This window comes from Paenactinomyces guangxiensis, from assembly GCF_016055185.1.
GTDB lineage: Bacteria > Bacillota > Bacilli > Thermoactinomycetales > Thermoactinomycetaceae > Paenactinomyces > Paenactinomyces guangxiensis.
In genome coordinates this window covers 108,411-126,296 of sequence record NZ_JAECVR010000012.1, presented here as the reverse complement: position 1 = coordinate 126,296, position 17,886 = coordinate 108,411, and the positions used below count along the sequence as shown (strand labels likewise).

Genomic DNA, 17,886 nt, shown 5'->3' with positions numbered 1-17,886 from the left:
ATGAAAAAATTATCCACCCGTCGGGTGGCTACTTCTTTGCCAAGGTGGTCAATTTTTTGATGAGCACGGTGGTCAACTTTATGATTGACATTTACATATGGAAATGAAGAAACAGAAGTTGTTGCCCAAAGAGTATTAGATATTACAACAGGTGTACCATACGATTATTATGTTGAATTTTACAACCCATTAAACCCTACCAATGTTGCTGGGTACTTTGAAATTAATTCTCATGAAAGCCATTATGAGCTTAGTCCAGACTGTGGTTTTACTTGTTATGAATATAATACTAAAGCTTATTCTAATCCAGCCCTTCAAGATGTTTATTATAACACTCACTAATCCCTAGCTTAGGAAATAAAGATTGGAGGCAAAAAAGTGAATATAAAAATGATTATAACGCTTCTATTTGGAGCAATTGTTTTTGGTGTACTTACAACTGGTTCTCTTTTTGCAAGTCAGGATTTCAAAGAAGAAAAAGCTAAGGTTTTGAAGGATGAAAAATTAGCTAATAGTATCGTTCAACTAATAGCCACAAACAAACAGGATTCAAAAGAAATAAACGTAAACATCACGTTTTCTAATGATAATCCCTCACTAAACGAACTTGAGCAATATCGTAACGAAATGCCTAATCAATTTAATATGTTAGCGAAAAAGGGCCATGACAAGATCCCGGTAACGATTTCTATGAAAGAGGCACTTTCGGCTCAGGAATTTGAAAATTTTGTTACAGAAAATGGCTTAGAGGTAGAAAAATTTGAAATTCGAGTGATTGATGAACACGGAATTCGAGCAACCCTTGGGGGTCGACCTGAAGGTGGAGATATCTATCCTGAACAACGAATTAAAGAGTTTCTTGGTGGATCAAAAACTATTAAAGGAGTATATCTCTTTAAGGGGAAAATGCCAGTGAAGCAAGAATTGTTTGATAAACTTCACAACGACAACCGGGTATTTGTAGTAGATGTTTCAGAAAAGGTATTAGAAGAAAAGATTAAAAATTCACCTGAGTATAAGCAACTGGGTAATGACAAACATCTTGACATAAATCTTCCCAACAATTTTTATTGGAAATTAGAGGACTTAAAAATTGCAAAATAACATTTTTAACAAAGAATGAGTACCTATTAAATGGGTACTCATTCTTTTATTTATGGCTTTAGCCAGTTGGGGCTGTCCCAAAAGGATGGGACAGCCCCAATAGCCAACCAAAGAATTGCTTTAAGTGCTTAACCGTGTTATTGATCGTACCAACGGAGAGGGATTTTTTCATTTCTGTCGTTCCCATTCCATCAGCATACAATCCTTTTCCAGATAGTCTACGGAATTGCTGTATGTCTTTTGGGATTACTTTTTGCCAGCCTGAAAAATCATTGTCTTTAAATTCAGACATCGTATTGAACCACTTCATAAAGCGGGATATACTTTGCTGGTGTTGACGGATGGTGCTACTGGATAGTCCCTTTTTCTCCAATTCTACATAATAACGCTCTAAAATCTTCATATGTATTTCCTTTCTGCGGATACAAACCAATTTAAACCGCATTATGGCATCCATTTTTTAAGGATGGTAGATGAATTATATCATGAATTCGTTTGTATCCTTAATAAATACAAACGAATTTTGTACGATGATGAAAAATTAAAAAAATAACTTAGTTATATTGCTCATCAAATGATTATGAAATGTTATAATTTATTTTGGCTTTTATGCTGTTTCCATATTTAAGCTTCTAGAAGGGAGTGACGCTGTTTGAAGAAGAATGGATTCTTTCAAAATAGCATGCTGGAGAGAGGGCTCTTTTCTTAAAAAGATCTAAGTCCTCTCACAAGGTGCTGGGAGGCAAAATATATGATGAGATTAAGAACCATGGTACTTGGTCTTGCTTTGGACTCAGTTGCTCAAGATTTGATCCAGTTCTGGGAACATAGCGAGAACACATTGCAGGTTTGGCGTGCAAGTTCCAATTTTGTGTACAAATTTAAACACAATGACGCTATGTATTTCTTAAGATTTACGCATGAACAAGAAAGATCCATCCAACAAATTACTGCAGAACTCGATTTCATGCAATATTTACATCTTCATCATTATCCCACCGTAATGCCGATTCTTTCGAAGAATGGTAATTTAGTGGAAGCTTTGCATACTTCACACGGTACTTATTATGCTGTTGTTTTTAATCAAGCGAAGGGTGTTTCACTGGATATACAGAAAGTATCAGAAATGCAATTTGAAAAATGGGGAAAATCGCTGGCCACTTTACACCATTTATCTAAGACATTTAAACCCCTACATCTAGATACAATGCGTAAGAGTTGGAAAGATGCTTTGCAATCTATTGAGTCCGTCTTGCGTGATCATCCGCAAGAAACAGAAGCTATAGACGAATTGAAACGAATCAAAAAGTGGCTGCATACTCTACCGACTACGGAAGAAAATTACGGTTTGATCCACTATGATTTTGAACTAGACAACATTTTTTGGAATGAAAGAACTGCTCAATTTAACGTGATTGATTTTGATGATTCCATGTACCATTGGTATGTGATGGATATTATTTTAGCTTTGAGGGATTTGAAAGAATTAGAAAAAGAGAAAGCAGAAATTTATTTTCAAGCATTCTTAAGAGGATACCACTCTATTATGACCTTGGATGAATCATTAATAGACCAAATGCCTAGATTTGAAAGGGTTTCAAACTTATATCGGTTTTCAAGAATTTTGCACTCATTGCAAGACCGCAACATTAGCAATGAGCCTTCTTGGATGGATAATTTGAGATCTCATTTATCAAGGGTTCGTGATGAGCTAAGAGTAGGATTCCAACAGCCTTGGTAACTATAACGAAATCAAATCACCGAACGTTAAGTTGTTAATATCCTAAATATCAAAACCCGACTCCCTTAGCGTAGTGGAGAGCCGGGTTTTCTGTTCATTTGGTTTCTTAGCGTATGAAATCCGCGAAAAAACGGCAGGACCCCTTCATAAACTCCTCTCCCATTTTTTGTAATGGTAATCATTTCTATTCTAATCTATTTACTAGAAAATTGGAAATAAAAAGCCTAATCAGTAGGCTTTAGTACCATTTACATATTCAGTAATCTACTTTGCGGTCTATGACAGCAACCCTGTCACTGGGCCTTTTTAGTGGAAGGCTAAATTTTATAAAATCCTGGATTATGATTTGTTCTATTTGATCAGATTCAGGCGGCAGTTTTGATAGTTGTAAATTTATAAAAATAAAATGCTGATTATTAATAAAAATTATATAATATCCAAAAGGGTCAATCTCTTCGCATGTCTAATTAATAATAAGAGGTTGAACAAATTGGGGAGGGCTTTTATGAATTGGAAAAAGGTTATCAAATATTCTGTTCAAGCAGCCAGTATAACTTCACTATTAATTGGAAGTGTTCTCACTCCAAGTATCGCTTTTGCCAATTCAACTCCAAGGAACATTGAACCAGGTGCTTATCAGCTACCTGATCAAGAGATTTCAAAAACAGATCTACGGCAAAAATTTGTGTATCCCTCCACGGACCGTGGCAAAAAAGGCGAAGTTGGACCTTCTCATCCTGATTACAAAATGAATGTGTTTTATGACAGTCAAGCGCATACGATAAAAGGAACCATGACTGTCCGGTTCACAAATAATCTTAACCGGGAATTGAAAGATTTGTACTTTAACCTCTGGGGAAATGCCGCTGTGTTTAAGGAGAATGGTGGCGGCATGAATGTACAATCGGTTCAAGTAAACGGGAAAAAGGCGGACTTTGAACTAAAAGAAACAGCCTTGCATATTCAGAAAATTTCACTGAAACAAGGCAGAAAAGCTTCTGTCCAAATGAAGTTTTCTGTCTCCGTTCCTCACGCACAAGACCGTTTTGGTTGGTATGGCTCCACAGTTTCGCTTGGTAACTGGTTTCCAATTCTGGCTGTTTATGATGAAGAAGGTTGGAATATCGACCCTTACTTCCCATACGGTGAGAGTTTCTATTCGTTAACCGGTAATTTTGATGTTACAGTTACAACAGATAAATCACAGGTGATTGCGACAACAGGTACCGAAGTTGGTAAACCTCGCGTTACAGGTAACCTGGCCACCCATCGGTTTAAGGCGAAAAATGTCCGTGATTTTGCAATGGAAATGGACCCTTCCTATCATGTGAAATCGGGAATGGCAGGGAAAGTAAAAGTCAATGTTTACTATACGGATCAACATGCAAAATTTGCGGATGCGATGTTAGAGTCAGGCATTGACAGTATCAATCTCTTCAGCGAAAAATTTGGTCAATATCCCTGGCCGGAGTTGGATGTAGTCAGTATGGAAGGTTGGTTTGGCGGGATGGAGTACCCGCAACTCATTATGATCTCTATTACTGATCAAAGCACTGAAGCAGGAGTCAAATCGGTGACTGCTCACGAAAATGGTCATCAATGGTTCTATGGAATTATAGGAAACAACGAATATGATGAGCCCTGGCTGGATGAGTCTTTTGCCACTTTCTCAGCTGCTTTGTACAATGGAAGACTGGATCAACTGACTACAGCTCCCCCTGATGACCCTTACTATCACTTATCATCTAAGGTTTCCGATTTCACGGCTCGCGGGGATGAGGGAATCGATGCTTATTATTATACAATCTACTCTTATGGAGCCCGGACTTTAAATGATTTGCGAAAAGAATTAGGTGATGAGCAGTTTTACCGTTCGATGCAAGCTTACTTTAAAGAGAAAAAATTTGCTGTGGCCACTACCGAAGATTTTATGCGGATTATGGAGCAAACAAGCGGACGAGATCTTTCCAAATTCTTTGCAGAACACCGGGTTTATTTATCTGATCAGCAGTAAAAATGTTTAAAACAATGAGATTACCAAAAGCGGTCTGTAGATCAAAGAAAGGCCGGTGAATAGGGTGGACCTAAAGAAAAAATATGTGCGGGTGGGTATGATTGGTCACAAATTCATGGGAAAAGCACACAGTCACGCGTACCGTGATCTCCCTTATTTCTTCGATACCTCACTGACTCCTGTTCTTCAAACAATTGCCGGCCGGGATGAAAAAGGGGTGGAGGCAGCAGCCAGGAAAATGGGCTGGGCCTCTTATGATACTGACTGGCGGAGTTTAATTGAACGTGATGACATCGATTTGATTGATATTGTGACACCTAACCATGTCCACGCAGAGATGGCCATTGCCGCCGCAGAAGCGGGTAAGCATGTGCTTTGTGAGAAGCCGCTGGCGATGACTGTTGAGCAAGCAAAACGGATGGTAGAAGCTGTGAAAAAAGCGGGTGTCGTTCATATGGTCTGTCATAACTATCGTTATGCTCCAGCAGTGCAATTTGCCAAAAAGCTCATCGATGAAGGGCGGCTGGGTAAAATCTATCATATTCGCGCCCAATATTTGCAAGATTGGATTATGGATCCAACATTTCCTCTTGTTTGGCGTTTACGCAAAGAGGTAACCGGCTCAGGTGCACTCGGTGACATTGCAGCCCATATTTTAGACCTGTCTCGTTTCCTGCTTGGAGAGTTCAAAGAAGTAGTCGGGATGATGGAGACCTTTATTAAAGAACGTCCGCTTGGTGAAATGAGCGGGGGATTGAGCGCGAGTGTGAAGAACGGACAGATGGGTGAAGTGAATGTAGACGATGCATCAGCATTTTTGGCCCGCTTTGAAAACGGAGCGATCGGTGTTTTCGAGGCAACTCGCTTTGCGGGCGGGAATCGCAACGGAAATCGCTTTGAGATCAATGGGGAAAAGGGTTCAATTCGCTGGGATATGGAAAACATGAACAACCTTCAGGTCTACTTGGTAGATGATGAGCCGGGATTGCAGGGCTTTCGCACAATTAACTGTACGGAGGAGCACCATCCGTATGCCGGGGCTTACTGGCCGGCGGGACACATCATCGGTTATGAGCACACTTTTATCAATCTCATGGCAGAACTGATGAACGGGATCGCCAAAGGCTCCAGCCCATCTCCCAATTTTGAGGACGGCCTTAAAAACCAAATGGTTTTGGAAGCCGTGGAGAGGTCTGTACAAACCGGAAAATGGGTAAGCGTATCCAGTTAAATGCAATCGTAAAATTTGTTTTGATTTGGAGCATATTTTCTGGAAGATAATAAAAGTCCTCACTTGCCGAAGTGAGGACTCTTCATATTTTATACTACTTCACGAATCAAGCTGATCACTTTCCCCAGGATAGTTACGTTCGGTAACAGAATTGGAGATAAGCGTTCATTTTCCGGTTGCAAACGAATGTGATCTATTTCCTTAAAGAAACGTTTTACCGTTGCTTCTTCTTCAGGTGTCATAGCTACAACAATGTCTCCATTTTCTGCAGTTCGCTGTTGCCGTACCACAACATAATCGCCGTCAAGGATTCCGGCATTAATCATGCTGTCTCCTTGCACAGACAACAAAAACACCGTTTGATCATCTCCGACGATGCGTCGGGGCAGAGGGTAGTAATCCTCAATGTTTTCAACTGCTGTAATCGGCTCTCCGGCTGTTACTTTACCAACCAGTGGCACCATCACCGTATCAATTTGAATTTTTTTAGGAATATCATCACGTTTTAAAAGTTCAATCGCCCGAGGTTTTGTGGGGTCACGACGCAGATATCCTTTTTTCTCTAATCGGGCCAAATGGCCGTGAACTGTAGAACTGGAAGCGAGACCAACTGCTTCTCCAATTTCCCGGACCGATGGAGGGTAGCCTTTTTCTTGTACTTCTTTTTGTATGTACTCTAAGATCGATTGCTGACGCGGCGACAATTTGCTCATTTTTTCATCCCCTTTTTTTTGAATTTCGCCGATTTACCAAGAAATCTTATTTATAGTATACATGAACGAGAGGAAAAGAACAAACGTTAGTTCTTATTATTGGCAAAATATTTATGTTTCGCTTTTTGGAGTGAGTTGTTTTCAATGAGAGTGCTTTTCATGCCGTTATAATATATTGTTTAAACGATCCAAGGCATCATCTTTTTCTGAATTAATCACATGTGTATAGATCTGAGTTGTTTGAATGCTTGAGTGACCCAGAATCTCCTGAACAACACGTAAGTTTTCCCCGTTTGACAAGAGCAGGGTGGCAAGAGTATGGCGTAATTTGTGCGGAGAGATGGTTGTTGCTTTGGGAGGGAGATTTGCCTCGCGTACGTATTTGCGTATAATTTCTGAAACTCCTTTTCGGCTGATCCGTTTGTAATTTTTATTTAAAAATAATGCTTCTTCATGACCCGATGCGATCTGTTCCCGGGGACGCCGCTCTAGATAATCTGTGAGTGCTTCCACGGCTCTCCCGTTTAATTTTAACATTCGTTCCTTTCCGCCTTTTCCTATGATAATCACTCGAAACAGGTTCCCATCAGTCTGAATACTGTTCATATTCAGGTTGATCAGTTCCGAAACCCGCATCCCGGTGTTTAAAAACATGAGGATGATGGCTAAGTCTCTTGCTTCCGGCCAGGTCTGTATTTTTCTTTTTTTCTTCTTTTGGTGATAGGTATTAACAGCTCTGATTAATCGCATGGATTCTTCCCTGGTAAGGAAAACCGGTACTTTTTGTCGGGACCGCGCTTTCAGTGTAGCGTCTTCGTATTCTTCCATCGGATCCCGCTCAAGTACATGAGTTTTGACCAAATAACGGAAAAGGGAGCGGAGTGAGGCCCTTTTTCTGTGTTTGCCGCTGCGGGAGTTTTCACGAAAGTGTTTTCTTTCAACCCATTCTTCTTTTATCTCTCCAGTTTTCGGATCTTTTTTCTTTAATTTTACATGGACGGTCCGCTCATATCCGTTTTCGATATGCCTGAAAAATCTTTTGATGGTCATGGGGTCAACCTGATAAAGCGTTTTATTTTTTTCAGACAAAAAGTCGAAGAATAGAGCGAAATCATAGGCGTAATTGGCAATGGTTTGAACGGACCTGTCAGCACTAATCATTTCCAAAAAAAATTCTTGAACTTCCTCCGGGAATTGACTCACGATACGATTTACGCTTTCGGAAAGACGCCTGGAAACGACTTTTGATGACATGAACGATACACCTCCTGACAGTGCCATTCTTATTATCTTGTATGTTGATCATCAAGCCTGCATGTCCACCTGTCATAAACAAAAAGCTCGCCGCTGCCGGGCGAGGTGCAAGTATGACTTCAACCATTATTTTATCATTGTTTATAGTCCCATGGTAAGTTTCCGTTAGTATCTACTCTTTATTCTCCGTATCCATTCATCTATCTAAGAACCGATCTGGCCTGCCATTCGATCCAGGGTGTTTGCAAAGGGTTCAACTGCATTGGGAAGCAACATTCCTAAAGCTGACATAATAGCGTTTAACTGGTGTGAAAAGGTTTAAATCGGCACTTGCAATCCGTACACACCTCGCCATGATGTATTGGTACTTGAGCCAATAAAATAGAATTCCAGGTATTGAAAACACGCTATTCTTGTCGAAGGGAAAAAAGAATAGCGTGTTTTCATGATCTATTTAAACGTTGGATAAAAAGTAAACTTCGATCCCATCCTTATCAACAATCATCCTCCAATAAATTTTTAGAGAAAGGTATAAACTAGAACGATGCCAGTGAGAATCGCTGCTACATAAATAATAATTAATAGCCGTACAGTTTTGCCTCTGCTTTGATCATAATTCTCATTTTGTGCTGGGCTCTGAGTGGTTCCTAATTTAAATGTAAGTACGAAAGCAATAATACACAGGACAATTGTGGAGAAAATTATCATATGCTCTTCCCTTTCTTTGATTTACTTTTCACCAGTGTTACGTATTTAAGTGTATCCTGAACAGGCTCTCCTCAGGGGTGTATTTGAAAAAAGTACAAAAAACAGCCACACAAAACCGGTCGTTTGCTTGCCAGGGTAATTGACTCTAAGGATTATCCTATTTTTTGACCCAGAATAGTATGAATGATAGAATAATTTATGTGAAGAGTTCTTCTCCTGTTTATCCAACAATAGAAGGAGTGTGTTTGAGTGGTTCAACGCGGGAAAAGGATCTGGTTTGATTTACCGGGAGTTCTAACTGCAGTGCTGCTCACGGTTTCATTTCTGTTCCCCGTTCAGTCCGTATATGCAACTGAAGAACCTATGGCTCCGGTCAGTACGGCTCCATTTGTCCTCCAACGCACCAATACACATCTCCCTGGGGAGGCAGCCAAGCTTGATGGCCAACTGTCAAAAAGCGGAATCCAGAAATTGCTTGACGAAGCGAACCGGACAGCGATTCCCGACTGCAATTCGGCAGCACTAACCAATGTATCCGGCGTGATTGATCGCTGGTGTTTTAATAGTGGGGATAATAACACGGAGGAGTGGTATCCTCAGGGCATCACTGGTACTGGTGACGCACAGGATGATGATCTATGGGGAAGTAAGCGTGCCATTTTGGTAAGCTGGTACCATAAGAGTAAAGGAGTACGAGTTAGTTTTCTCGACCCGGCTACAGGAAAATATCGACATGTGTTGCTTGTTGAACCCTACACTAACTCTTATGGCAACCCAAGCTACCGGGCAGTTAAAATTCATGCCGGCGGCATTGTGTGGTATGGTAATTATTTATATGTGGTGGATACCACTAAAGGGTTCCGTGTGTTTGATATGAGATATGTTTTTGACCTAGGAGCCAGTTCAAATGGAAACACATCAAATAAGGATCTTATCGGCCGTCATAATGGTATTTACTATGGACACGGCTATCGGTATGTAATGGCGCAAGTGGGTGCCTGGACAGTTCCGGGGCAACAAACCGGGTCAAGTTGTGAACCTGATGGACCTCCTCGGTTTAGTTTCGTTGGACTTGACCGGAGTACAGTGCCTGATTCACTCATTACAGGTGAGTACTGCAACCCGCCTAATCCAGAGAACGATCCTGCGTTGTACGGTCGTATGGCCCGATGGCCGCTGGATGCTTCAACGGGAGAGTTAAAAACATCTGCCGATGGTAGGGTGTATGCCAGTGAAGCCTATCGAGTTCCAAAGGCTCATGCACAGGGAGCGCTTGCGCTCAATGGAACCTGGTATCTAATGACCAGCGCGGGAAGTACCAATAACGGCAAGTTATACAAAAGCAAGCCGGGTGGAACACCCACCTATCGTACCGCTGGAATCGGGCCTGAGGATTTATACTACTGGCCGGCCAAGAATGAACTGTGGACCCTTACCGAGTATCCGGGTAAGCGGGTACTCTATTCAGTGCGACCATAGCGTTTGGCTGCAAAAAAACCGATCCCTTCGTTTAAAGGATCGGTTTTTTATATTCAGTTAAATAAATGAGAAGAGGCTTCAACCTTCATATTGAACCATATCTTGTTCTTCACATTCTTTTGAGCAATACCCCTGGTGCTTCTCTTCACATTCAGGGCAACAAATATGCTGCTTGTGACACATGTCATACTCACAGTTGATATATCTGTCTTCAGGTTTGCCGCAGTGGTAACACTTCCCTACAATTTTCTCTTCAACCTGATTGATCGGGACAGAAATTCGCTCATCAAATACATAGCATTTTCCGTCAAACAGTTTACCCTTTACTTCAGGGTCTTTTCCGTAGCTGATAATGCCGCCTTCTAACTGGGCCACATCCTTAAAGCCTTCTTTTAACATAAAGGCAGTCAATTTTTCACATCGAATTCCGCCCGTACAGTAGGTAATAATCTTCCGGTCTTTATAATGGCTCAAGTTTTTGCGAATCCACTCCGGAAATTCACGGGAAGTTTTTACACCTGGACGGATGGCGTTGCGAAAATGACCAATATCATATTCATAATCATTGCGTCCGTCGATCACGATCACATCATCTTGTTGTAGTTGCTCGTAAAATTCCTTGGGAGAAAGACGCTTACCTGTCAGTTCATTCGGGTCTACATCTTCTTCAAAGCGCCATGTAACCAGTTCTTTTTTAGGGCGTACAAAAAGCTTTTTAAAAGCATGACGATCATGATCATCCACCTTGAAATGCATGTCATGAAACAAAGGATGCTGGCGCATGAAATCGATATAACTTTGTGTCTGCTCTAAAGTACCGGACAGAGTGCCATTAATCCCCTCATGGGCAACTAATATCCTGCCTTTTATCCCTAATTTCTGGCAAAAGGCACGATGTTCGTCGGCAAAGCCAACAGGATCATCAATGGGTACATATTTATAGAATAAAAGAATTTGATACGTGTTTTTTTCGTTTGCCATGGCAGTTGCACTCACTTCCTACTAAAAAACTCCTGATCTATAGTATACATCACTTTTTAACTAAAATCACTTTTATGGATGATTCTTAATAGCGAGCAAGCTGTAATGATTTCCGGTTATCGGGGATGGGAAAGGGGGGTGGCGGTTCAGATTTCGACAATAGAGGCGGTGGTGGGGAAGAAGCAGTTAAATAAGAACAGAATAAAGAAGTTTCCCTGTTGTGAAAGTCACCGATAGAGGATAATTGAAGGAGAACTGGAAGAGGGGGGGAAGAATTTTTATTTAACAAATCGTTCAAACATTGACATGATAGTAACATTTCCTTATGATGAAATACTAGGATCGAAGGATCAGGGATTCGTTGGTACACCTCTTTCACAAGGAAATATGCGGCAGTTTTGCCGCTTTATTTTTTATCCAATTCGTGCAGATAATTGCGAATGGGGAAAACGGTGAAATTGAACATTCTGGATTTTAGCAAAAAGTGTGAGGAATGAAGTGATATGGACCATAAGCCTGTTATTAATTTTTCAGGGAGTTTAGTTTCGCTGGGGCCACTGTCACGAGAGTTATGTCCGCTTTATCAAAAATGGAATAATGACTTTCAGACAACTCGAAACTTAGCTGTATCAAGACCAGTGACCCTTGATGAACAAGTAGCTTCATTTGAAGGTTTCGCCAAGCCAGACAGCAACCACGTTTTTTTCACCATCTATGAGAAAGGGAATATGCGTCCGATTGGAATTACTTACCTTGCAGACATTGATCACCAAAACCGGACAGCAGAATTTGGGATCATCATCGGTGAAGAGGAATGCAGAGGCAAAGGATTTGGCACAGAAACAACTCAGTTAATACTTAGTTATGCTTTTTATGTTCTTGGACTTCATAATGTTATGCTTAAAGTGTATGAGTTTAACAAATCTGCCATACGAGTGTATGAAAAGGCAGGTTTTATGGAATGCGGGCGTAGAAGACAGGCCCATTTTATGCGGGGACGTTTATGGGACGTTATTTTTATGGAGTGCTTAGCTTCCGAATTTAACAATCCAATCTTGAACAATAATCTTCTCTAGACCCTATGGGGTCTTTTTTTGTTACGGATCATGGGATGGTCATATATACCCCCCAACAACGTTACAAAATATTTGTTTTGTAACGTTGTTGGGGGGGTGAAAACGAAAAGTTTAAAGCCATATAAATTCCCTTCTTTTTTCGGGTGTTTATTCTGTCTCTATACAATAAGTTAACTATAGTTTTGAGAAATTTTTTGTTTTGAGATTATCAGTGAGCCTTCGGTAATATTTTCCCAATACCGGTTACGGATTTTTAACTTATGCAATCTAATTGATCATCTTTTCCCGGCTCTAATGTATTCTAATGTATAAAAGTAAATGTTTGTCAAAGCTTTTTCAGGGGAAAATACTGATAGTTTCGACTGAAAAAATAAAATCACCGAAAGCGAGGTACTGCTTTGAAGACAATTGAAGCTTCAGTTGAAGCTGTGCTTATTGCGGATCATCCAGAAACATTTGTCACACGTCGCATTCCTGAGACCAGATTTGAATTTGGCGGTATACCTGGTGATCGGCACTTTGGCATCACTCGGCCAGCTGATTCACGGCAACCCATGTATCCTCGGGGTACAGAGATTTTCAATCGCAGACAAATTACGGTGTTATCGGCCGAAGAATGTATGGATATTGCCGAGAAATTGCAGATTGATTCTTTGTTGCCTGAGTGGCTGGGCGCCAATCTTTTGTTAAGAGGTGTACCTGATCTCACTTCTTTAACAATAGGTTCTCGCCTTCTCTTCCCTAGCGGAGCCGGGCTTGTTTGTCAGGGTGAAAACTTACCATGTACACTTCCGGGTAAAGTTATTCAGGAAATGCATACCAATCGCCCGGAGTTAACCACAGAGTTTGTTCGTGCAGCATTTAAACAAAGAGGGATTGTCTGTCTGGTCGAATGCCCGGGCCAGGTACGGCAAGGAGATTTAGTTCGTATACTAGTTAATGACTTTGCTAAACCTTTACAATAAGAGTTTCACTAACTTTCATGTCAATGCAGGATTCAAGTTGCTTACGGAAATAAAAACCGACTTCTCTACGATGTAAAGAGAGCCGGTGAAATTGCGCTTATATAATACTTGCCAGTTCCAAGCAACAAGGAGTTTACTTCGTTCGATAATAATGTTTGACGGTATATCTAGGCCAAATCCAATATTTGGTACCTTGAGCGATGACAAAACGGTCCAGCCAAAGCTCAAAATTTAAACCTAAATTTTGAGCATCATCAAAAATGCTGGAATGCCACCAAATTAAATAGTCATTTTCCCCTTCATTCGCCTTCTCACCATCAATGAGCAAATGACCGCCGTCTTGATACCCGATTGGATACCAGGATTCCTGGAAAAGTCCGGACTTTTTATGTTCAATAATCTCTGACACTCCATACAATTCAAATTGTCCGCCGAACCATGGCTGAAAAAGGACCGCCCCATTATGGATCCGTAAAAAGGCTTGATAGTCTTCTGGTAGCCGTACTCCTGTGGTACGGGTAAATTTTTGGATTTCTTCTTCTGTAGCCGGCCTTTGAAATTGAAACCTCATTTCTTCCACAAGACCCTCTTCATTCTGAACAATTAGTTTATTGTCAACCAACCGTTTCTTAAGCCCGGTAAGTGTTTTCTGAACCAAGGAATATTCCAACATACTCACTCCTCTTTCTGAAAAAACCATATGCCTCTGCTTCATGAGTGCATATGGTTTTTAAGATGAATGAATCTGGTGCCACAAATACTTATACATTTAGAATTTGGTTGATGAAGATTTTTCCGGTGGTCTCCCCTAATTGGATTCGTTGCTTCTAAACCGCTTCGACAGTATTTCTGTCCACGATTCCGATAACAGAGGACAAGAAGCTAACTCGAAAGCTGCTTTTCTGTCATCTTTTCGGTGATACATAATCTCGTTACAAAGGGCAACTGTCCATTGCGGGTATGACCGATCCAACAATAATACCTCTTGGCCTCTTTCAACGCAGCCTTCTTTTAATACACGAAAATACCAACCGGTCCTTCCCGTATTTTGAATACGGACGGTTAAGTCTTTGATTTTCCAGCGTCGGGCCGGCTTCCAACAGGGTTGGCGCGGTTGGGAGATCTGCACAATCGCTCCACCAATACGGTATGTATCGCCAATACAAACATCTTTTTCGGTCTGGTTGGCAATTGTGAAATTTTCCCCCAGCGCTCCGTAATGAAAGTCAGGTAACTGTAATTCCTGTTTCCAAACTGCGTAATGATCAGCTGAATATGCGAGAACTGCTTTATCCGGGCCACCGTGATTTTTCAAATCAGCTTGCCCGTCTCCTTCCACATTTGTTCGCCCCACCCATACAGGCCCCTCTACAGGTGATTTAAAAATCCCGCTCCTCCAGGGACGATCCATCTGATCAGGCGTGTTTTCCACCCCTATTGTTTTGGGAAGGCCAACATGGATCATCAATAATGAAGCTTGACTCATAAAGCTCCCTCCTAACCAAGTATAACGGGACTCGTTTCTTAAAAAGTTGTATCGAAGGATAATAAAAATATTATAACTCTGCTCTCCTAAAATTGTCCCTTTATGAAGTGATTTATGGTTGATTGTTTTCATGGAATGGCTTATACTTTTGGTGAATAAAAAATCATTTTATTCATACAGTCATAAAAATGGAGTTGAAAACGTTGGGCAGAAAGTTTTCCGAACACGAGAAAGAGTATATTAGAAAAAGATTGCTTGAGACCGGAAAGAATATGTTCAGCACTTATGGTCTAAAAAAGACAAGCATTGGCGACCTTACAAAATCAGTGGGGATTGCTCAAGGAACTTTCTATTTGTTTTTCAAATCCAAGGAGGAACTTTATTTTGAGATTTTAGAAATAGAGGAAGAACGTGTTCGTAAGTCACTGTTGTCGGAGCACTTTATTTCAGAGGAGCTAACCAGAGCAAGATTCAAGCAGTTCCTAAAGCAAGCGGTATCGATCGTGGAGACAAATCCGATATTCAGACAAATATATGAAGAAGATGTACTTGAGCATCTAATGCGAAAATTACCCCCCGAAAAATGGGAGAAACACATGATCAAAGATTTCAATATGTCTCTCCCTTTAATCTCACACTGGCAAAAGGAAGGTCGTATGGTTGACCTGGACCCGGAGCTGATCGTGAGTATGATCCGCTCTCTCATACTTCTTACCCTGCAAAAGAAGATAATCGGAGAACAATTATACCAGCCGACGATTGAGTTGTTTATCCAATTCATCGCAGATGGCCTGGTGAAAAAGGAGGATCTTCGTCATGATTGAAGTTCGGAATCTCCACTACCGCTATCCGGGCAATCTCCAGCACACCATTAAAGAAATTAATTTTCAGATCCAACAAGGAGAAATATTTGGTTTTCTTGGACCGTCTGGGGCTGGTAAAAGTACCCTTCAAAAAGTGCTGATCGGCATTCTTAAAAATTACGAAGGAAGCGTGCAGGTAGCAGGTGAGGAGATTAACAAGGCCCGATCCGATTACTATGAGAAGATTGGTGTCGCCTTTGAGTTCCCGAACTTCTACCACCGGTTTACCGCTCTCGAAAATTTAGAATTCTTCCGCTCTCTTTATTCGGTTGACACAGCAGATCCAATGGCCCTTCTTTCCATTGTTGGCCTTGAAAATTACGCCCGAACGAAAGTGTCTGATTTTTCCAAAGGAATGAAAATGAGACTCAATTTATGTCGGGCCCTTCTTAATCGGCCGGAACTTATTTTTTTAGATGAGCCGACATCCGGGTTAGACCCTGCCAACGCCAAAAAGGTCAAAAGCTTGTTACTGGAGAAAAAAGCTCAAGGAGGAACCATTCTGATCACGACCCACAATATGAACGTGGCGGAAGAAATTTGTGATCGGGTTGCCTTTATAGTTGATGGTAGAATCAGTTTGATTGATTCACCCCGGGAACTTAAAATCCAAAAAGGAAGAAAAATAGTACGAGTGGAGTACAAGGATAAAGGGATGGTGCGATCAGAGGATTTTCCTCTTCCTCAAATCGGCATGAACGAGACATTTCTTCGCTTCATTCGGGAGAAAGATATTGAAACAATGCATACGCAGGAAAAAACGCTTGAACAAATTTTTATCGAAGTTACAGGCAGGGATTTAGCATGAACAGAATAATAGCGGCTTTGAGAAATGATATTAGATTTCAGCTTCGGCATGGTTTTTACCTTGCCTATTTGATCGTCACATTGATGTATATTGTCCTTCTCTCTTTTCTGCCAGATTAATCGAAACCAATGGTTTCAGTGATTATTATTTTTTCTGACCCAAGCGCTTTAGGCTATTTTTTTATTGGTGGCATCGTGTTATTAGAAAAGGGACAAAACATTTTTGATAATTTATTTGTGACCCCTTTTCAGTTACAGGAATATTTGCTGTCCAAAACGGCGTCGCTGGCGCTGCTTTCATTAGTTACAAGCACAGTGATTCATCTCTTTACGTTTGGTTTAGCACACCTATCTTTATTATTTATTCTTGGAGTTTTATTAACCTCTGCCTTTTTTACCCTGATTGGCCTTGGAATCGCCATTCGCTGCCGGACTTTGAACGAATTTTTCCTCATTTCACCACTTTACACACTTATATTCACCCTGCCCCTCTTCGGATATTTGCACTTGTATGAGACACCTCTCTACTACCTGCTGCCGACTAAGGCATCATTGCTCTTAATGGAAGCACCATTTCAACCACCTGTGACAGGCCAGGCCATTGTATTCTTGATGATTTTGATTGCGTGGATTGTCCCAGCGTATTTTTGGGCGTACCGCTCTTTTCGAAATTATGTGATTGAATAAATGGTGGGTTGGTTTAATGAGGCGAATTCTTAACTTGACTTTAGCTGATTTAAAAAATGTTCGCAGAGACCCTATGTTGATTATGGCAATTGCCGGTCCTGCAATGCTGACACTGGTATTCCGTTTTGTTCCGCCGATCTTAACGGAATGGCTGACGCAAAAGTTTGGATTTGACTTGACTGCTTACTATGATTTGATTCTGATCTTTATACTGCAGCTTGTGCCGTTAATGATCGGAATGGTTTCAGGGTATCTTATGCTTGATGAAAGAGATGAAAATCTTATTCAATTGTTTGCGGTTACTCCCCTAAGGAAATCAGGATACCTGTTTGTCCGCTTGGCTATGCCCGTGTTGTTGACTATTATGTTCACGATACTCCTGGTGTATTTTACCGGACTGATTCAGATAAAAGTGGTCCAGCTCCTTCCCACAATCCTGTTGCTTGCAATGGAAGCGCCGATGATGGCCTTGTTCCTTGTATCTTTCGCAGCGAACAAAGTTGAAGGACTGGCCTTGTCAAAGGGGATTGGAATAATAGTGGCCGCACCTTTTGCCGCTTATTTTATCCAGTGGCCATGGCAGATAATTGCAGGAATTTCCCCTACGTACTGGGTGGCTAAAATGTTTTTTGCAGACAGTCATTCATATGAAAACACTTTTTTTCTCACGGTTAGCTTATTGATGCATGGAGCATTGATGTGGTATTTGTTTCTCACATTTCAGCGAAGGTTGGACTGAGTATGGAAGAATGGAATCCAATCCTTTTTGAGCGCATG

General features: G+C 41.0%; 18 protein-coding genes. 12 read left to right on the top strand and 6 right to left on the bottom strand.

All coding sequences use genetic code 11. The annotated features are described in order from the left end of the window. Positions 1–84 precede the first annotated feature (84 nt). Both I8U27_RS12605 and I8U27_RS12600 read left to right on the top strand, forming a co-directional pair. Positions 85–342, top strand: a complete 258-nt coding sequence (locus I8U27_RS12605) for a hypothetical protein (protein WP_181752294.1) — start codon at positions 85–87, stop codon at positions 340–342. 36 nt (positions 343–378) lie between these two features. Next, complete coding sequence (locus I8U27_RS12600) at positions 379–1,104, top strand: hypothetical protein (RefSeq protein WP_181752295.1); 726 nt, start codon at positions 379–381, stop codon at positions 1,102–1,104. Positions 1,105–1,162: 58 nt separating this feature from the next. On the opposite strand, the gene I8U27_RS12595 is transcribed toward I8U27_RS12600, so the two are convergent. Continuing rightward, positions 1,163–1,507 carry a hypothetical protein gene (locus tag I8U27_RS12595; protein WP_181752296.1) on the bottom strand — a complete coding sequence of 115 codons (345 nt, stop codon included), beginning with the start codon at positions 1,505–1,507 and terminating at the stop codon, positions 1,163–1,165. A 348-nt stretch (positions 1,508–1,855) separates the two neighbouring features. Here I8U27_RS12595 and I8U27_RS12590 point away from each other — a divergent pair, with 348 nt between their 5' ends. From I8U27_RS12590 to I8U27_RS12580, 3 genes are all read left to right on the top strand, one after another. Next, positions 1,856–2,845: a phosphotransferase enzyme family protein gene (locus tag I8U27_RS12590; protein ID WP_181752297.1), complete on the top strand. Its 990-nt coding sequence runs from the start codon at positions 1,856–1,858 to the stop codon at positions 2,843–2,845. Positions 2,846–3,350: 505 nt separating this feature from the next. Then, a complete protein-coding gene (locus tag I8U27_RS12585) occupies positions 3,351–4,859 on the top strand; it encodes a M1 family metallopeptidase (protein ID WP_181752298.1) in 1,509 nt (502 codons plus the stop codon). A 97-nt stretch (positions 4,860–4,956) separates the two neighbouring features. Further along, entirely contained in the window at positions 4,957–6,090 is a 1,134-nt protein-coding gene (locus I8U27_RS12580; RefSeq protein ID WP_181752299.1) for a Gfo/Idh/MocA family protein, read from the top strand. 89 nt (positions 6,091–6,179) lie between these two features. On the opposite strand, the gene lexA is transcribed toward I8U27_RS12580, so the two are convergent. Next, the gene (gene lexA, locus I8U27_RS12575) at positions 6,180–6,803 is read right to left on the bottom strand and encodes a transcriptional repressor LexA (RefSeq protein WP_181752300.1); all 624 of its coding nucleotides are present in this window, start codon (positions 6,801–6,803) and stop codon (positions 6,180–6,182) included. 165 nt (positions 6,804–6,968) lie between these two features. Continuing rightward, positions 6,969–8,057: a tyrosine-type recombinase/integrase gene (locus I8U27_RS12570; RefSeq protein WP_181752301.1), complete on the bottom strand. Its 1,089-nt coding sequence runs from the start codon at positions 8,055–8,057 to the stop codon at positions 6,969–6,971. A 957-nt stretch (positions 8,058–9,014) separates the two neighbouring features. Between I8U27_RS12570 and I8U27_RS12565 the strand changes: the two genes are divergently transcribed. Beyond that, positions 9,015–10,244: a hypothetical protein gene (locus tag I8U27_RS12565; protein WP_181752302.1), complete on the top strand. Its 1,230-nt coding sequence runs from the start codon at positions 9,015–9,017 to the stop codon at positions 10,242–10,244. Between the two features lie 78 nt (positions 10,245–10,322). On the opposite strand, the gene trhO is transcribed toward I8U27_RS12565, so the two are convergent. Then, positions 10,323–11,225 carry an oxygen-dependent tRNA uridine(34) hydroxylase TrhO gene (trhO, locus tag I8U27_RS12560; RefSeq protein ID WP_181752424.1) on the bottom strand — a complete coding sequence of 301 codons (903 nt, stop codon included), beginning with the start codon at positions 11,223–11,225 and terminating at the stop codon, positions 10,323–10,325. Positions 11,226–11,728: 503 nt separating this feature from the next. Here trhO and I8U27_RS12555 point away from each other — a divergent pair. Both I8U27_RS12555 and I8U27_RS12550 read left to right on the top strand, forming a co-directional pair. Beyond that, entirely contained in the window at positions 11,729–12,301 is a 573-nt protein-coding gene (locus tag I8U27_RS12555; RefSeq protein WP_181752303.1) for a GNAT family N-acetyltransferase, read from the top strand. A 398-nt stretch (positions 12,302–12,699) separates the two neighbouring features. After that, on the top strand, positions 12,700–13,266 hold the full coding sequence (locus I8U27_RS12550; protein WP_181752304.1) for an MOSC domain-containing protein: 567 nt from the start codon (positions 12,700–12,702) through the stop codon (positions 13,264–13,266). Positions 13,267–13,399: 133 nt separating this feature from the next. On the opposite strand, the gene I8U27_RS12545 is transcribed toward I8U27_RS12550, so the two are convergent. Both I8U27_RS12545 and I8U27_RS12540 read right to left on the bottom strand, forming a co-directional pair. Further along, the gene (locus I8U27_RS12545) at positions 13,400–13,936 is read right to left on the bottom strand and encodes an SMI1/KNR4 family protein (RefSeq protein WP_181752305.1); all 537 of its coding nucleotides are present in this window, start codon (positions 13,934–13,936) and stop codon (positions 13,400–13,402) included. A gap of 138 nt (positions 13,937–14,074) precedes the next feature. Further along, positions 14,075–14,752, bottom strand: coding sequence for an MOSC domain-containing protein (locus I8U27_RS12540; protein WP_181752306.1), 678 nt, complete (start codon positions 14,750–14,752; stop codon positions 14,075–14,077). Positions 14,753–14,955: 203 nt separating this feature from the next. Here I8U27_RS12540 and I8U27_RS12535 point away from each other — a divergent pair, with 203 nt between their 5' ends. The 4 genes from I8U27_RS12535 (at position 14,956) to I8U27_RS12520 (ending at position 17,848) form a co-directional block, all read left to right on the top strand. Then, entirely contained in the window at positions 14,956–15,576 is a 621-nt protein-coding gene (locus I8U27_RS12535; RefSeq protein ID WP_181752307.1) for a TetR/AcrR family transcriptional regulator, read from the top strand. Next, entirely contained in the window at positions 15,569–16,423 is an 855-nt protein-coding gene (locus tag I8U27_RS12530; RefSeq protein ID WP_181752308.1) for an ABC transporter ATP-binding protein, read from the top strand. The genes I8U27_RS12535 and I8U27_RS12530 overlap by 8 nt, the downstream gene beginning before the upstream one ends. A gap of 128 nt (positions 16,424–16,551) precedes the next feature. Continuing rightward, positions 16,552–17,109, top strand: coding sequence for a fluoroquinolone export ABC transporter permease subunit (locus I8U27_RS12525; protein WP_181752309.1), 558 nt, complete (start codon positions 16,552–16,554; stop codon positions 17,107–17,109). A 16-nt stretch (positions 17,110–17,125) separates the two neighbouring features. Next, positions 17,126–17,848 (top strand): hypothetical protein, encoded by a 723-nt coding sequence (locus tag I8U27_RS12520; protein ID WP_181752310.1) that lies wholly within the window; start codon positions 17,126–17,128, stop codon positions 17,846–17,848. The last annotated feature ends 38 nt before the right edge of the window (positions 17,849–17,886 follow it).

What these genes read in the sequence shown, in the direction of transcription:
- I8U27_RS12530 (WP_181752308.1), top strand. Translation starts at nt 15,569, where the DNA reads ATGATTGAAGTTCGGAATCTCCACTACCGCTATCCGGGCAATCTCCAG.
- I8U27_RS12520 (WP_181752310.1), top strand. Translation starts at nt 17,126, where the DNA reads ATGAGGCGAATTCTTAACTTGACTTTAGCTGATTTAAAAAATGTTCGC.
- trhO (WP_181752424.1), bottom strand. Translation starts at nt 11,225, where the DNA reads ATGGCAAACGAAAAAAACACGTATCAAATTCTTTTATTCTATAAATAT.
- lexA (WP_181752300.1), bottom strand. Translation starts at nt 6,803, where the DNA reads ATGAGCAAATTGTCGCCGCGTCAGCAATCGATCTTAGAGTACATACAA.
- I8U27_RS12585 (WP_181752298.1), top strand. Translation starts at nt 3,351, where the DNA reads ATGAATTGGAAAAAGGTTATCAAATATTCTGTTCAAGCAGCCAGTATA.
- I8U27_RS12590 (WP_181752297.1), top strand. Translation starts at nt 1,856, where the DNA reads ATGATGAGATTAAGAACCATGGTACTTGGTCTTGCTTTGGACTCAGTT.
- I8U27_RS12580 (WP_181752299.1), top strand. Translation starts at nt 4,957, where the DNA reads ATGATTGGTCACAAATTCATGGGAAAAGCACACAGTCACGCGTACCGT.
- I8U27_RS12525 (WP_181752309.1), top strand. Translation starts at nt 16,552, where the DNA reads ATGGTTTCAGTGATTATTATTTTTTCTGACCCAAGCGCTTTAGGCTAT.
- I8U27_RS12555 (WP_181752303.1), top strand. Translation starts at nt 11,729, where the DNA reads ATGGACCATAAGCCTGTTATTAATTTTTCAGGGAGTTTAGTTTCGCTG.
- I8U27_RS12540 (WP_181752306.1), bottom strand. Translation starts at nt 14,752, where the DNA reads ATGAGTCAAGCTTCATTATTGATGATCCATGTTGGCCTTCCCAAAACA.
- I8U27_RS12570 (WP_181752301.1), bottom strand. Translation starts at nt 8,057, where the DNA reads ATGTCATCAAAAGTCGTTTCCAGGCGTCTTTCCGAAAGCGTAAATCGT.
- I8U27_RS12595 (WP_181752296.1), bottom strand. Translation starts at nt 1,507, where the DNA reads ATGAAGATTTTAGAGCGTTATTATGTAGAATTGGAGAAAAAGGGACTA.